We start from the raw sequence: 15,274 nt of genomic DNA, 5'->3' as shown, positions 1-15,274 counted from the left end.
TAGTGCAGAAAAGACTGAAAGAAGCACATTTTTTTATTATCAAGAAAAAAGAAAAACCGGCTAACATTGCATTGGCGTTATAGTGGTTTCTGGCATAGGCACAACTACTATTATTCTATTTAACTTTGCTGCAAACATTGGGCTGAGGAACTACAAACCCAATGCTGAACAGCAACATGAACGAACTGCCGCTTTCCATCACCGAACAGTTAAACAATATCCTGCAAAGTATCGCTTATTTTGTGCCCGAAACGGCGCTGGCCATACTGTTTTTACTGGTGATAATTACGGGTTTGGTCATGAAAAAAGATGCCGGCCGTTTTTGCCAGTTGCTCACTTTGTTCGGTTTGGTTTTCGTTTTTCAGCGCGATGTGCAGCAGTTGTATCTGGTGCTTTCCGGCCCAAAGTTTTTGTTCAGCAACATGCTTCTTTTACACCATGTTTCTATCGTTTTCAAACTGGTTTTTGAAGTATTAGCATTCCTGATTGTTGTTTACATTCCGCTGGATCAATCTTTAAAATCGCATTCAAAAGGTTTAAGCGATTTGTACGCCATCTTAATTGCCGTTGTTTTTGGCCTGCATTTGATGGCAATGTCCGTCAATTTATTGATGATTTATTTGGCAATCGAAACCGTTTCCATTGGCTCTTTTCTATTAGTTGCCTATCAAACCGAAAACCGTTTTGCAGTAGAAGCCGGCTTGAAATATGTGTTGTTTGGCTTTGCAGCTTCGGCAGTAATGTTGTACGGAATGTCGTTATTGTACGCCGCAACCGGACAATTGGATATTTTTAACGGACACTTTCTGGACGGATTGATCCGCGTTCATCCCGTTCCGGTTTCTTTGGGGATCATTTTCGTGCTGTTTGGCATCGGTTTTAAACTTTCTTTTGTGCCAATGCAATTTTGGGTACCCGATGTTTACGAAGGCGCGGCAACGCCGGTGGTCGCTTTTCTTTCCACCTTAACCAAAATCGCCGGTTTTGCCTTGCTCACCAACTTTTTAACGCCTTTTGTTTTCTTCGGAAAATGGACGGCTTTCGATTTCCGCCTGTTTTTTTCCATCATCGGCATCATCACTTTAATTGCCGGAAACTTTGCCGCCATCGTTCAAACCAACATTAAACGGATGCTGGCTTATTCGTCCATTGGCCACACCGGTTTTGGGTTGATGGCTTTGGTAACTTTCTCACAGCAAGGCATTTCGGCTTTGCTTTTTTATTTGATTGTTTATGCCTTTGCCAACATCGGCGCACTGATGCTTTGCAGTTTTTATGCCGGTAAAAACAGTATGCTTTCGGTGGAAGATTTGCGCGGCCTGGGCAAAGCATATCCATTTGCCGGCGTTTGTTTTGTGGTCTTGCTGGTCTCGCTGATTGGTTTGCCAGTTTCTGCCGGTTTCAATGGTAAAGTGCTTGTTTTTTCTTCGGTGATTGATGTTTACCGCCAAAACCACAATAGCTGGCTGCTGGCTTTGCTGATTACTGGGGCTGTAACCACCGTTGTTTCGCTGTTTTACTATTTCAAAATCCCGCTGAATTTGTTTCTGAAAACACCACATCAAACCGGAGCTGTCATCGTAAACCAATCCACAACTTTATTGATATTAATTGGTTTTATGGCCGCACTTGTAATTTTACTGGGGATTTTTCCATCGCTTTTGGCAAATTTAGTGCGGTAAAAGAAGCATCATTTGGAAGTAACGATTGATGGGTTGTTGATAACCTGACAAGAAATACAGATAGATTTTAGGATATAAACTTTATTTTTGCAACTCAATAGGAATCATGAGCGATCAGATTAAACATGAGTGCGGTGTTGCCTTTATCCGCCTGTTAAAGCCCCTTTCATATTACCAAAAAAAATACGGCACCTCACTTTACGGTTTAAACAAGCTGTATTTGCTGATGGAAAAACAAAATAACCGCGGCCAGGACGGCGCAGGCGTGGCCACCATCAAATTGGATGTTGCGCCCGGAAACCGTTACATCAGCCGCCACCGTTCGATGGCAAAAAATGCGGTTGCCGATATTTTTGAGTACATCCAGAAAAAATTTGCCGACATCCAGAAAGAATATCCCGAACAATTCCATGATGCCGATTGGCTGAAAGAACACATGAGTTTTACCGGCGAGGTTTTGCTGGGACATTTGCGCTACGGAACGCATGGTAAAAACAGCATCGAAAATTGTCATCCTTTTCTTCGCCAAAACAACTGGATGACCAGAAACCTGGTAATGGCCGGCAATTTCAACATGACCAATACAGACGAGTTGTTGCAGCAATTGTTTGATTTGGGCCAGCATCCGAAAGAAAAATTAGACACCGTTACGGTTTTAGAAAAGATCGGCCATTTTTTGGACAGCGAAGTGCAGGGTTTGTTCGACCAGTACAAACGCGAAGGTTTGGACGATAACGTAGAGATCACCAAATTGATTGCCAACGATTTGGACGTGGCTAAAATCCTCAAAAAATCGGCAAAATCATGGGACGGCGGTTACACCATTGCCGGGATTTTGGGCCACGGCGATGCTTTTATCATGCGCGACCCGGCCGGCATCCGTCCCGCTTTTTATTATATTAATGATGAAGTGGTGGTGGCTGCTTCCGAACGCCCGGCCATCCAAACGGCATTTAATGTTCCGATTGAGGACATCAAAGAAATAAAACCCGGCCATGCGCTGGTGATCAAGAAAAACGGGCACATCAGCCAGGAACAATTTAGGGAACCGACAGAAAAAAAATCATGCTCTTTTGAGCGCATTTATTTTTCCAGGGGAAGTGATGCCTCGATTTACCGAGAACGCAAGCAGTTGGGCCGTTTGTTGTGCAAGCAGATTTTGGAAGCGGTGGATTACGACCTGGAAAACACCGTTTTTTCCTACATCCCAAATACCGCCGAAGTTGCTTTTTACGGGATGGTGGAAGGCATCCACAAATACATCAAATCCTACCAGCGCGAAAAATTGCTGAACCGGGAAGATAAAATTACGGACGAAGAATTGAAACGTGTGCTGAACATTTACCCGCGCGTAGAAAAACTGGCGATAAAAGATGTAAAGCTGCGAACGTTTATCACGCAGGATGCAGACCGCTCTGAAATGGTGGCACACGTTTATGATACTACTTACGGCCTGATCAAAAAAGGAAAAGATACATTGGTGGTGCTGGACGATTCGATCGTTCGGGGAACCACGTTGAAGCAAAGTATTTTAAAGATCATTGACCGTTTAGGGCCGAAAAAAGTGATCGTGGTTTCTTCGGCGCCGCAAATCCGTTACCCAGATTGTTACGGCATTGATATGTCGCGGATGAGCGAGTTTGTTGCTTTTGAAGCGGCTATCAGTTTGTTGAAAGACCGCGGCATGGAAAACGTGTTTTACGACGTGTACGAAAAGTGCGTGGAAAGCGAACATTTGCCGAAAGAGCAGGTGGAAAACTACGTGCAGGCCATTTACGCGCCTTTTACCGACGAACAAATTTCTAACCGGATTGCCGAAATCATCACCCCAAACAGTATCAAAGCTGAAGTTGAAGTAATTTACCAGACTTTGGACAACCTGCACAAAGCCTGCCCCGAACATTTGGGCGACTGGTATTTCTCCGGCAATTACCCAACGCCCGGCGGAAACAAGGTGGTAAACAAAGCATTTCAAAATTGGATGCAAGGAAAAAACCAGCGGGCTTATACGTAGTTGGGGTGCGAGGAGTAAGGTGTGAGGTGCGGGGTTTGAGGTGCGAGAAATCCGCGCCTTTTTTGTTGTGTATGTTCAATGAATTTATGCCGATAAAAGAAGCATCAGTTGGTAGAAGGCATTCCCGAAAAAACAAAGTGCGTTACCAGCCGGTCGAGGATGATAAAAGCAGCAATAATCAGCGCAATCCCTGCCACATAATTTAAGCGGTGCACTAATTTTACCGAAATCTTGTCGCGCAGTTTGTTGGCGTAAAAAGCCTTGATCGTATCCATCCCAAATTGTACCAGCAGGATGGTAAAAAACATGATCACCAATTTTAGGTGCCGGTGCGGGATGCCGGCATGATAAACCGTGCTTGCTGTACCGATCACGGTTATCCAATGAAATAAAATGGTAGGGTTAAAAATGCACATCAAAAACCCTTTAAAAAAGTAACCGGCGCGGTTAACCTGGGCAGGCGTGTTGGTATTAAAGCTGACGTCTGCTTTTTTTAGCAAGTAATAAACGCCAATGCAAAAAAGGATAATACTGCCCGCAATGCCCAGCCATACTTTTGCCTGCGGCGGAATTTCAAACAGTTGCGAGCCAAAAATAATGCCTCCCACAAACACCACATCGCTCGATACTACACCTAATGCCAGTGCTACGCCGGCATGAAAGCCACTTTCTATACTCGATTTAATGAGTGCGAAAAAGTTAGGCCCGGTAATTAAGGTTAACACAAGTCCGATTCCGATACCTGAAATGACAGCTTCAATCATTTACGCAGCTTATAGGGTTTTATTTTTAGCAAGGTAAACGCGAATATGCAATTTTATTATTTAAAGCACTAATACAGCAGCAATATCGCCGGTAACACTAAAATTACAGGTTGATATTTATAAAATTTCTATTAAGTTCGTGAAAAATTTTATCACCAATTATTACTAACCAACTTATTTAATACCTGATGGATCAGTCAAAAACTAAAAGTTATGCTTCCGCTTTATACTCGTTAATTACCGTTTTCTTTTTCTGGGGGTTTCTGGCTGCTTCCAACGGTGTATTCATCCCTTTTTGCAAAACACATTTTCACCTCACACAGTTTGAATCCCAACTGATTGATTTTACTTTTTACGGTGGTTATTTTATCGGTTCGCTGATTTTGTATTTCGTTTCCCAGCTTACCAAAGTGGATTTGCTCAATAAAATTGGTTATAAAAACGGTATTGTTTATGGTTTGCTTATTTCTACGGTTGGTGCGCTGGCGATGGTCCCTGCCATCAACAACGGCCATTTTGCTTTTATCCTGACTGCATTTTTTGTGGTAGCGGTTGGTTTTTCGTTACAGCAAACGGCTGCCAATCCGTTTGTTATTGCTTTAGGCCCACCCGAAAGTGGTTCACACCGGTTGAATTTTGCCGGCGGTGTCAATAATTTTGGCGGGTTGTTGGGACCGATTGTGGTTAGTTTGGTGCTTTTTGGTTCGTCTCAAGGCAGCGATCAAAGTACAGTGAGCATCACATCGGTTAATAATTTGTATTTTATCCTGGCCGGGTTGTTTTTGGCAGTGGCGCTTTTTTACCGGTTTTCTAATCTGCCTCAAATCAACAGTACCGAAAGTGTGGAAGCGAGTACAAGTTCTAACCGGCCTTTGCTGCTGATAACGTTAGGCTTTCTATTGGTTTTGGTTGCCAACCCGCTCGAAAAATTAACGGGCTTAAGCAATTCTTATTTTATTTATGGTGCCTTGGCCGTGATCCTTTTATCACTTATTTATGTGTTGCTGGCGCCCAAAAATAATCCTGATTCTTGGGGGGCGATGCAATACCCGCAACTGATTTTAGGCATGATTGCTATTTTTACTTATGTTGGAGTTGAAGTATCTACCCAAAGCAATATGGGCGCATTGTTGAAGCTGCCCGCTTTTGGCGGCTATGCAGATTCTGCTATCAAACCTTATATTTCATTGTATTGGGGAAGTTTGATGATTGGCCGCTGGACGGGTGCCATCAGTGCTTTTAAATTATCTAAATCCACCAAAAATATTTTAACGGTCATCGTCCCTTTTATTGCTTTTGGCATTATTTTGTTGTTCAACCATTTATCCGGAACGGATGTCGGCAACCTGTACTTGTATTCAATTTGCGTGGTTGTATTGATCGTTGCTTTCTTTATGGGCCAGGAAAAACCAACACGCGTTTTAATGATTTTCGGTTTGCTGGGCATGTTTGCCATGATTGTTGGTTTATTGACTACCGGGCAAATTGCTATTTATGCTTTTTTAAGCGGCGGTTTATGCTGCTCTATCATGTGGCCAAGTATATTTTCATTGGCCCTTGCCGGTTTGGGCAAATATACCAGCCAGGGCTCTGCATTTTTAATCATGATGATTTTGGGTGGATCGGTTATCCCGCCGGTACAAGGGATTTTGGCTGATACGGCAGGCATCCATATTTCTTACATCATCCCGGTTATCTGTTTTGCTTACATCGCTTTCTTTGCGGTAAGGGTAGGCACGGAACTGAAAAAACAAGGGATTGACATGAACCAGGTGGAAGCAGCAGGCGGACACTGATTTTTTATGCCTAAAAAAAGCTTTGATGCCATTTTTATGCACCTGGCTACCGACCTGGCTTTTCGCTCGCATTGCGTAAAAGCGCAGGTTGGCGCAGTGCTGACCAAAGACACGCGCATTATTTCCATCGGTTACAACGGCCCGCCAGCCGGAACACACAATTGCGATGAAGAATGGCCGGAACAAGGCTGTGCCCGCGATGCCCGCGGAAGTTGCTCCTTAGCTTTACATGCAGAGCAAAATGCCATTTTATATGCGGTAAAAAACGGTGCTAATTTGCAAGGTGCCACTTTGTATGTTACGCTTTCGCCTTGTCTGGCTTGTGCGCGTTTGATTTTTTCGGCGGGGATATCGGCCGTATTTTATCAAAAATCGTATGCGGCCTACAAAGGTTTTGCCAATGATGAAGGCGTTGATTTTTTAAACCGTTTTGGGGTTCCTGCTAAAAAATATGAGTTGGTTGAATAATTTAAAAGAACCTTTTTAAGTTTCACTAAGTGGTGTTTTGGCTAAAGCCAAATGCATTTTACATCTCCCACAGCCTAAAGGCCGTGGCAATTGAGCCGCCTTGTTTTACAACCCCATTTCATTTAATAACGAACGTTAAAGTACCATGATATATTAATTGCCACGGCCTTTAGGCCGTGGATAAAGGAAACAAGGATTGGCTTTAGCCAAAATTGATGGCATAAAAGAAGCATGAAAAACAAACCGAATCAAATTTAAAAAGGCACAAAGTTCTTTAAACTTGAATTGCAAATGCTTCTTTTATCACCTAAAAATCCAGCAAACTTTTTTCACCAACTTTATAGTGCTAAAAGAAGCATTAAGGTTTTTGCTTAGATTTTCAACCCATTCCTAAACTTTCGGATTCCGCAACGCATTCACTTTTTCCAAAGAAAAATTTAATTGTTGCTCTGGCGTGAGATTGGTATTATCCAAAATAACCGCATCATCGGCACGAACCAGCGGACTTTCGGCACGCGTGGTGTCTTGGTAATCGCGGTCGGCAATGTTGTCAAAAACTTCGTGCAAGGTAATTTCCTGTCCTTTTTCCTTCAGTTCTTTGTAACGGCGTTCGGCACGGATTTTCGGGTCGGCCGTCATAAACAACTTCAATTGTGCATTTTTAAAAACAGCCGTGCCAATATCGCGGCCGTCCATCACAATGTTTTTGGATTTGCCCATGCGCTGCTGTTGTTTCACCATTTCGCGCCGGACTTGCCGGATGGCCGAAACCGCGCTCACATTTTTAGAAACCGGCATCTGCCTGATCTCGTCCGAAACTTCTTCATTGTTAAGCATAATGTGCGTTTCGTAATCCCGCGAATCAAAGTTGAGGTGGATGTTTTTCAACGCTTTTTCAACTTGCTCCGGGTCGTTAACATCTACATTATTCCGAAGAAAATACAACGTTACGGCCCGGTACATCGAGCCGCTGTCCACATAAATAAAGTTGAGTTTCTTTGCCAATGCCTTCGCCAAAGTGCTTTTTCCGCAAGAAGAATATCCGTCTATGGCTATAACAAAGTTCGTGTTCATCGCGGCGTTAAAGATACGGCAATCCTTTAAATTGTAAACACCAATTTGCCGATGCTTCTTTTACCGTATGTTTTTTAGCGTCAATTGCCTTAACTTCGGCTTTGCTTTCGCGAAAGAAAAACGCTGCTTTTAGCATGATTTTATGCCGGTAAAAACAGCTTGGCATAGCTCTTGAAACAGTTAAGCGTTGCCCAAATTTCTATTCAACAAATAAAAACAACTGCCAGTTTGGCGTTTAAATACGGTTATAAATGAGTTTTGATCCATTCGATTTTAATAATGCATTGCCTATCATTAATGAAGAATCCGAATTTTTCCCTTTGATGTCATCGGAAGACGAAGAAGAAATGAACAACGAGCAAGTTCCAGATGTGCTGCCAATATTGCCGCTTCGTAATACGGTTTTGTTTCCGGGTGTGGTTATCCCAATCACAGTTGGCCGCGATAAGTCTATCAAACTGATCAAAGATGCCAACAAAGGGAAAAAAATCATCGGCGTAGTTGCGCAAAAAGACACGAGCATTGAAGACCCAACCTACGAACAGTTGAACCAAGTTGGCACGATGGCTTTGATCATCAAGGTTTTGCAAATGCCCGATGGCAACACGACTGTGATTATTCAGGGCAAAAAACGTTTTACGTTGAAAGAACAGGTGCAAAGCGAGCCTTATATCAAAGCTGCCATCGAACCTTTTAAAGAAATAAAAGCGACGGAGAACAAAGAGTTTAAAGCGATGGTTTCGTCCATTAAAGATATGGCGATGAATATTGTACAGCTTTCGCCAAACATGCCTTCTGAGGCCAGCATCGCTATCAAAAACATTGAAAGCACTTCTTTTTTGATCAATTTTATTTCTTCTAACATGAACGCGGCGATGGCCGTGAAGCAGCACATGCTGGAAGTGCCCAACCTGTACGAGCGTGCGCGCATGGTGCTGGAGCATTTAACGATTGATTTGCAGATGCTGGAACTGAAAAACCAGATCCAATCCAAAGTGCGGGTTGATTTGGACAAGCAGCAGCGCGATTACTTTTTAAACCAGCAGTTAAAAACCATTCAGGAAGAATTGGGCGGCAACTCGCCCGATATGGAAGTGGATAATTTGCGCACCAAAGGCAGCAAAAAGAAGTGGTCAAAAGAAGTTGCGGCACATTTTAATAATGAGTTAACTAAGCTGATGCGAATTAATCCGGCTGCGGCTGATTATTCGGTTCAGATCAATTATTTGGAATTGCTGACCGAGCTGCCCTGGAACGAGTTTACCAAAGACAATTTCGATTTAAAACGCGCACAAAAAGTGCTGGACAAAGACCATTTTGGTTTGGAAAAAGTTAAACAGCGCATCATCGAATATTTGGCCGTTTTGAAGCTGAAGCACAACATGAAAGCACCGATTTTATGTTTGGTTGGCCCGCCAGGAGTTGGCAAAACTTCGTTGGGCAAATCAATTGCACGGGCTTTAGGCCGAAAATATGTGCGGATGGCTTTAGGCGGGATCCGGGACGAAGCAGAAATCCGTGGCCACCGCAAAACTTATATTGGCGCAATGCCGGGAAGGATCATTCAATCCATAAAAAAGGCAGGCGCTTCCAATCCGGTTTTTATTTTGGATGAGATTGATAAAGTAGGCAATGATTTTCGCGGAGACCCATCTTCGGCTTTGTTGGAAGTGCTTGACCCGGAACAGAACAGCAACTTTTACGATCATTACGTGGAAATGGATTTTGATTTGTCCAATGTGATGTTCATCGCAACCGCCAATTCTTTAAACACCATTCAGCCGGCTTTATTAGATCGGATGGAAATTATCGAAGTAAACGGTTACACGATTGAAGAGAAAGTAGAAATTGCCCGCCAGCATTTGTTGCCAAAACAACGCGAAGCGCATGGTTTAAAGCCGAAAGATGTTTCCATCAAAAACAACGTGTTGGAGAAAGTGGTGGAAGATTATACGCGCGAATCCGGTGTGCGTAACTTGGAGAAAAAGATTGGTTCTTTGGTGCGCGGTATTGCAAAAAGCATCGCGATGGAAGAAACTTATTCCGCTGCCATTGCCAAAGAAGATGTCGAAAAAATATTGGGCGCACCTTTGTTTGATAAAGACAGTTACGAAAACAACAACTTTGCTGGCGTGGTTACCGGTTTGGCCTGGACGCAAGTTGGCGGCGATATTTTGTTTATCGAAGCCAGTTTAAGCCCGGGAAAAGGCAGGTTAACGCTGACCGGAAGTTTGGGTGATGTGATGAAAGAATCGGTAACCATTGCTTTGGCTTATTTGCGCGCCCATGCCAAAGATTTTAACATTGATGTCCGTTTGTTTGACCAATGGGATGTTCATGTGCATGTTCCGGCTGGTGCAACGCCAAAAGACGGCCCATCAGCCGGGATTACGATGCTGACGGCTTTGGTTTCAGCTTTCACCCAACGCAAAGTAAAAGAACATTTGGCCATGACGGGTGAAATTACCTTGCGCGGAAAAGTGTTGCCGGTTGGTGGCATCAAAGAAAAAATATTGGCGGCAAAAAGGGCAAACATTAAAGAGATCATCCTTTGCAAATCCAACCAAAAAGATATTTTGGAGATCAAGGAATCGTACATCACCGATATGAAATTTCATTATGTCTCGGAAATGAAAGAAGTGATTGATTTGGCTTTAATGCCTCAAAAGGTTGAAAACCCAATTGATTTAACCGTTAGGGAAGAAGTGAAAGCCGTATTGAATTAGAAAGATTAATTTTTTAACAAAAAGGCGTTTCAATTTAAAGTGAAACGCTTTTTTTGTTTGTAATGAAATTTTTACTACTTTTTCAGAAATTTAAAAACCAACTATTTATGAAAAAAATTTACATTATTTTGTTAGCATTAACTTCTTTTTGTATCTGCGACACGGCAAAAGCACAGCAATCTGTTGATTCTGGTACTGGCCGTGCCCAAAATGTTTTTGTTGAGATTGGCGGACAAGGCCTTTTGTTTACAGCCAATTATGATACCCGTTTTAGCAACAAAAGAAACGGTATTGGCGGCCGTGCAGGAATCGGATACATATCTTTGGACGGAGATCATGTTACAACTGTACCTATCGGATTAAATTATTTGTTAGGAAAAGGAAAGAGCTTTTTTGAAATTGGTTTAGGCGCAACATTAGTAAACGCAGGTAGCAGAAATAGCGATTTTTTTTTCACAGATAGTGGTGGCAGCAACAGTGCAAGTACGGTTATCGGAACTATGAGTTTTTCCTATCGCTTGCAACCTATTGATAGCGGCTTTGCGCTTCGTGCAGGATTAACACCGATTTTTAATGCTGATGGTTTCATTCCTTATTATGGCGGGTTAAGTTTAGGCTACACTTTTTAACATTTGATCGTCAATATGTTTAAAGCCGAAGATTATCCCTCCGGCTTTTCTTATGTTTAGGCTTTTTAAGCCCAATGAAATTTACCTATTTATTCTCCATACTTCTTTTATCGTGCATTTTTTCGCAAGCCCAACAACGGAACTTTCAAAACGAAGCAGGTTTTCAAACCGATAACGATGCTTATCTCGCACAAGGTTCCGACCGATATTACACCAATGGCTTGTTTCTTTATTTTCGCCACGCTTTGCAAACCGACACTTCAAAAGCAAACCTGTTTGGCAAAGTTTTAGGTTTCGAGGCCGGGCAAAAAATGTACAATGCGCAATCGGCTTTTACTCCTGCTACAAAGTATGTTGACCGCCCTTTTGCAGGATATTTGTACGTGGGCAGCAACTTGCAATATCTCTATAAAAACGAAAGCGCGTTGAAATTGGGCTTGCAAGTTGGCGTAACCGGACCAGCAGCTTTAGGCCGGCAAGCACAGGAATTTATCCATAATTTGTTGGGATTTTATAAACCGCAGGGCTGGCAGTACCAGATCAAAAATAATTTAGGGGTGAATTTTTCGGCCAATTATGATCAGCTTTTTTTCAGAAAAGATTGGTTTGATGTTGCGGGAAATGCCTATGGAAACCTCGGCACCACTTTTACCGGCGCAGGTTTTGGGCTTACTTTGCGTTTCGGCGAGTTTAACCCGCTTTATCATTCGGTCAGCACTTCGGGTTTGGTTGCCAAAAATAGGTCGGTAAAAGAAGCACACCAGAGGGAGTTTTTCTTCTACCTCAAACCAACCTTAAACTACAATGCTTACGATGCAACGGTGCAAGGCGGTTTATTTGAAAAAGACCCAACGCCGCCGGAAATAACTGGTGCAATTAAACCTTTAGTTTTTAGCCAGGAACTGGGCGGAAATTTAACCGCCGGAAGATGGGCATTTAATCTGGCCGCCATTTTTAGAACGCGCGAAGTTAAAGCGATGGTAAAAACACATCAGTGGGGAACGGCAACTTTTTTATACCGGTTTAACTAACTTATTGAATATCAAGTATTTGTTCAAATTAATACGAAATCTTTCAAAATTTCAGGGTTGGTGTTCATGCTTCTTTTACCCTATAAAAATTGGTGTCGGTATCAATTTTTTAAATCAAAAACCAAATGTTTACCATTTTTTACCCGGTAAAAGAAGCATATAAAATAGATCGAATAAAATTTAACCTGGCCCTAAAAATTGAACAATGATATTTTTGTTACAAAGGATTACAATAATTTAAAAAAATAGAAGTTTCATTAGTGTTAAATCGCACGTTGCTGCCCAGATGAAGTACAGTTTTATTATAGGATTTCTGATTTTTTCTTCCGTTGAAGCTATTCAGGCACAAAGTTCTTACGTAAGGTTAGGGCAGAAGGCACTGGTTGATGGTGATTTTAAAAATGCAGTTGCCAATCTGGAAAAAGCCTGCATTACCGATTCTACCAATGCCAACGCGTTGTGGATGCTGGGCTATTCGTATTACCATTGCGACAGCTACAAAAAATCCATCGCCACTTACACCAAGGTTATTGCCGTAAAACCTGCCGATGCAACGGCTTATTATTACCGGGCAAGGGCAAAAGGGCATTTAGCAGGCGATAATTTGGTAACACCAGCCGAGAAAGAAAAGTACTTTTTAGGTTCGATATTGGATTTTAGCAAAGCGGCTTCCCTCAACCCAACTGATTTGAAAAATTACCAAAACCGGGGAATTGCCTACAAAGATTACGGCCTGTTTAAGCTGGTTAAAAACTCTGGTTTTTACGATAAAGCCCGCGCCGCCAATGCTTTCCGTGCCTCCATTGCCGATTTTCAAAAAGTGCTGGATGCCGACCCGCAACGTATGGATATTGCTTCGCTGTTGGAATTATCCAAAGAACAGTTGAAACACATGGGCCGGAAGTAAATTTGGACTTACGGACTTACGGACTTACGGACTTACGGACTTACGGACTTACGGACTTACGGACTTACGGACTTACGGACTTACGGACTTACGGACTTCTTCAATTTCCCTTCAATCAAATAATCGTTTGTGCCGAGAAAACGCACGTGTTGTTTGCGCTCGATCTGGTAAAGCGAATCGGGATAATACGTCAGCTTTTCTTTGTTTTGGAACAAACTGTTGTTGGTTACATTAAAAATCATCAGGTAAACCACTTTGTCGTTGTCTTTTTTCAGGATGATTTCCCTGGTTTTTAAATCAGGTTCCAACGCTTTGTAAATGGTGATATCACCAGAAGTGGTGGTTTTATAACTGTTTTTCCAGGAAGGTTTGTTGATGTTGGATTCCGAAAAAACGGAAAGTTCGCCCGGCCAGTTATCAATTTTAATGGTTTTCGTTTCGGCATCGCCATTTCTCGATACTGTTTTTACCACACTAAAATTGGCGTTGGCCAGCTTTTTTGTTTCGGCACCGAAATAAGAAGTCAGGTCGAAATACGAATTTTTGCTTTGCTGCACTTCTGGTTTGCAGGAAGCGAAAGCAAAAAGCAAAGCCGTAACCGCAAAACGAAAAGTGAAAGATTTACACCAATACATTTCCAGTCATTTCAGTAGGAATATCAACACCCAGAATCTTTAAAATGGTTGGTGCAATATCGCCCAGCTTGCCGCTTTTTACTTCTTTATAATCGGTATCCACCAAAATACACGGAACCAAATTGGTGGTGTGCGCCGTGTTTGGCGAACCGTCTTCGTTAACCATATAATCCGCGTTGCCATGATCGGCAATAATGATGAAAGAATAACCATTTTTGATGCCTGTTTCAACTACTTCTTTTAGGCAGGCATCCACCGTTTCCACCGCTTTTACCACAGCCTGGAAAACGCCGGTGTGGCCAACCATATCCGGATTGGCAAAATTGAGGCAGACAAAATCCGGCCAGCCGCTTTCCAGTTCCGGTAAAATGGTGTTTTTGATGCCTTCGGCACTCATTTCAGGCTGCAAATCATAAGTAGCAACTTTGGGCGAAGGGACCAGCAAACGTTTTTCGTTGGCAAATTCTTTTTCCCTTCCCCCGGAAAAAAAGAATGTAACGTGCGGATATTTTTCTGTTTCTGCAATCCGAATCTGGTTCTTGCCGGCGTATTGCAAAACTTCGCCAATGGTATTGACCAGATCATCTTTGGTAAAAACAACATCTACGCCTTTAAAACTTTCGTCGTAAGAAGTCATCGTAACATATTTCAGTTTTAACGGGTGCATGTTTTGCTCCGGGAAAGGTTTTTGCGTTAAGGCAGAAGTGATTTCCCGGCCACGGTCAGTACGGAAATTAAAGCAAATTACCACATCGTTTTCCTCAATTACGGCAACCGGTTTTCCTTCGGCATCAACTTTTACCAGCGGTTTGATAAATTCATCGGTAACGCCTTCCCTGTACGAATCGCGGATGGCATCAACAATATTTTCGACTGGCGTTCCGATACCATTCACCAATAAATCGTAAGCTAACTTCACCCGTTCCCAGCGGTTGTCGCGGTCCATTGCATAATAGCGGCCAATGACCGATGCTGTTTTTATCGGTGTATTTTTGATATAGGTTTCCAAGTTTTCGATATAGTTGATGCCGGAGTTTGGATCGGTATCGCGGCCATCTAAAAACGCATGGATAAAAACTTTTTGCAGGTTGTATTGCTGGCTGAGATCGCACAAAGCCCTCAAATGGTTGGTGTGCGCGTGGACGCCGCCATCAGAAACCAAACCCATTAAATGGACTTGCCTGTTGTTTTCCTTCGCGTACTCAAAAGCTTTGGTAAGGACAGGGTTTTTAAAGAAATCACCATCGGAAATGGATTTATGGATGCGGCCCAGTTCCTGGTAAACCACTCTTCCGGCACCTAAATTCATATGGCCAACTTCCGAATTGCCCATTTGTCCGCCCGGCAAACCAACGGCTTCGCCCGAAGCTTCCAACGTAGAATTGGGATAAGTTTCTTTTAAATAATTAAAAAAAGGCGTTTTGGCAGCAAGGATAGCATTAGACGGACTGTTAGTACCATAGCCCCAGCCATCTAAAATAATGAGGGCAACTTTTTTATTTTTTTCCACAGCGCAAATATACTTGATCGTGAATAAGTAAATAGACG

The 15,274-nt window shown here is 42.7% G+C and carries 12 protein-coding genes; 8 read left to right on the top strand and 4 right to left on the bottom strand.

Features of this window, described 5'->3' with window-relative positions:
- The first annotated feature begins 161 nt into the window (after positions 1–161).
- Both V5804_RS15325 and V5804_RS15320 read left to right on the top strand, forming a co-directional pair.
- Positions 162–1,682, top strand: a complete 1,521-nt coding sequence (locus V5804_RS15325; RefSeq protein ID WP_369592276.1) for an NADH-quinone oxidoreductase subunit N — start codon at positions 162–164, stop codon at positions 1,680–1,682.
- 106 nt (positions 1,683–1,788) lie between these two features.
- A complete protein-coding gene (locus V5804_RS15320; RefSeq protein WP_369592275.1) occupies positions 1,789–3,696 on the top strand; it encodes an amidophosphoribosyltransferase in 1,908 nt (635 codons plus the stop codon).
- 104 nt (positions 3,697–3,800) lie between these two features.
- On the opposite strand, the gene V5804_RS15315 is transcribed toward V5804_RS15320, so the two are convergent.
- Complete coding sequence (locus tag V5804_RS15315; protein ID WP_369592274.1) at positions 3,801–4,460, bottom strand: LysE family translocator; 660 nt, start codon at positions 4,458–4,460, stop codon at positions 3,801–3,803.
- A 188-nt stretch (positions 4,461–4,648) separates the two neighbouring features.
- Here V5804_RS15315 and V5804_RS15310 point away from each other — a divergent pair, with 188 nt between their 5' ends.
- Both V5804_RS15310 and V5804_RS15305 read left to right on the top strand, forming a co-directional pair.
- On the top strand, positions 4,649–6,256 hold the full coding sequence (locus tag V5804_RS15310; protein WP_369592273.1) for an MFS transporter: 1,608 nt from the start codon (positions 4,649–4,651) through the stop codon (positions 6,254–6,256).
- 6 nt (positions 6,257–6,262) lie between these two features.
- Complete coding sequence (locus V5804_RS15305) at positions 6,263–6,724, top strand: cytidine/deoxycytidylate deaminase family protein (RefSeq protein ID WP_369592272.1); 462 nt, start codon at positions 6,263–6,265, stop codon at positions 6,722–6,724.
- A 390-nt stretch (positions 6,725–7,114) separates the two neighbouring features.
- Here V5804_RS15305 and cmk read toward each other — a convergent pair whose 3' ends face one another.
- Positions 7,115–7,798: a (d)CMP kinase gene (gene cmk, locus V5804_RS15300; protein WP_369592271.1), complete on the bottom strand. Its 684-nt coding sequence runs from the start codon at positions 7,796–7,798 to the stop codon at positions 7,115–7,117.
- Positions 7,799–8,049: 251 nt separating this feature from the next.
- Here cmk and lon point away from each other — a divergent pair, with 251 nt between their 5' ends.
- From lon to V5804_RS15280, 4 genes are all read left to right on the top strand, one after another.
- Positions 8,050–10,524, top strand: a complete 2,475-nt coding sequence (lon, locus tag V5804_RS15295; RefSeq protein WP_369592270.1) for an endopeptidase La — start codon at positions 8,050–8,052, stop codon at positions 10,522–10,524.
- A 107-nt stretch (positions 10,525–10,631) separates the two neighbouring features.
- On the top strand, positions 10,632–11,153 hold the full coding sequence (locus V5804_RS15290) for a hypothetical protein (protein ID WP_369592269.1): 522 nt from the start codon (positions 10,632–10,634) through the stop codon (positions 11,151–11,153).
- Between the two features lie 74 nt (positions 11,154–11,227).
- Positions 11,228–12,184, top strand: coding sequence for a lipid A deacylase LpxR family protein (locus V5804_RS15285; RefSeq protein ID WP_369592268.1), 957 nt, complete (start codon positions 11,228–11,230; stop codon positions 12,182–12,184).
- Between the two features lie 286 nt (positions 12,185–12,470).
- Positions 12,471–13,091, top strand: a complete 621-nt coding sequence (locus V5804_RS15280) for a tetratricopeptide repeat protein (RefSeq protein ID WP_369592267.1) — start codon at positions 12,471–12,473, stop codon at positions 13,089–13,091.
- Between the two features lie 80 nt (positions 13,092–13,171).
- Here the strand turns inward: V5804_RS15280 and V5804_RS15275 are convergent, their stop codons facing one another.
- Complete coding sequence (locus V5804_RS15275; protein ID WP_369592266.1) at positions 13,172–13,726, bottom strand: hypothetical protein; 555 nt, start codon at positions 13,724–13,726, stop codon at positions 13,172–13,174.
- Positions 13,713–15,245 carry a 2,3-bisphosphoglycerate-independent phosphoglycerate mutase gene (gpmI, locus tag V5804_RS15270; RefSeq protein WP_369592331.1) on the bottom strand — a complete coding sequence of 511 codons (1,533 nt, stop codon included), beginning with the start codon at positions 15,243–15,245 and terminating at the stop codon, positions 13,713–13,715. Before gpmI ends, V5804_RS15275 begins: the two co-directional genes overlap by 14 nt.
- Between the last annotated feature and the right edge of the window lie 29 nt (positions 15,246–15,274).

The sequence above is a fragment of the Mucilaginibacter sp. genome (assembly GCF_041088075.1).
GTDB lineage: Bacteria > Bacteroidota > Bacteroidia > Sphingobacteriales > Sphingobacteriaceae > Mucilaginibacter_A.
Note: the sequence above shows the minus strand (reverse complement) of the source record. Positions and strands in the feature narration are given on the sequence as shown.

What these genes read in the sequence shown, in the direction of transcription:
- V5804_RS15325 (WP_369592276.1), top strand. Translation starts at nt 162, where the DNA reads ATGCTGAACAGCAACATGAACGAACTGCCGCTTTCCATCACCGAACAG.
- V5804_RS15320 (WP_369592275.1), top strand. Translation starts at nt 1,789, where the DNA reads ATGAGCGATCAGATTAAACATGAGTGCGGTGTTGCCTTTATCCGCCTG.
- V5804_RS15315 (WP_369592274.1), bottom strand. Translation starts at nt 4,460, where the DNA reads ATGATTGAAGCTGTCATTTCAGGTATCGGAATCGGACTTGTGTTAACC.
- V5804_RS15310 (WP_369592273.1), top strand. Translation starts at nt 4,649, where the DNA reads ATGGATCAGTCAAAAACTAAAAGTTATGCTTCCGCTTTATACTCGTTA.
- V5804_RS15305 (WP_369592272.1), top strand. Translation starts at nt 6,263, where the DNA reads ATGCCTAAAAAAAGCTTTGATGCCATTTTTATGCACCTGGCTACCGAC.
- cmk (WP_369592271.1), bottom strand. Translation starts at nt 7,798, where the DNA reads ATGAACACGAACTTTGTTATAGCCATAGACGGATATTCTTCTTGCGGA.
- lon (WP_369592270.1), top strand. Translation starts at nt 8,050, where the DNA reads ATGAGTTTTGATCCATTCGATTTTAATAATGCATTGCCTATCATTAAT.
- V5804_RS15290 (WP_369592269.1), top strand. Translation starts at nt 10,632, where the DNA reads ATGAAAAAAATTTACATTATTTTGTTAGCATTAACTTCTTTTTGTATC.
- V5804_RS15285 (WP_369592268.1), top strand. Translation starts at nt 11,228, where the DNA reads ATGAAATTTACCTATTTATTCTCCATACTTCTTTTATCGTGCATTTTT.
- V5804_RS15280 (WP_369592267.1), top strand. Translation starts at nt 12,471, where the DNA reads ATGAAGTACAGTTTTATTATAGGATTTCTGATTTTTTCTTCCGTTGAA.
- V5804_RS15275 (WP_369592266.1), bottom strand. Translation starts at nt 13,726, where the DNA reads ATGTATTGGTGTAAATCTTTCACTTTTCGTTTTGCGGTTACGGCTTTG.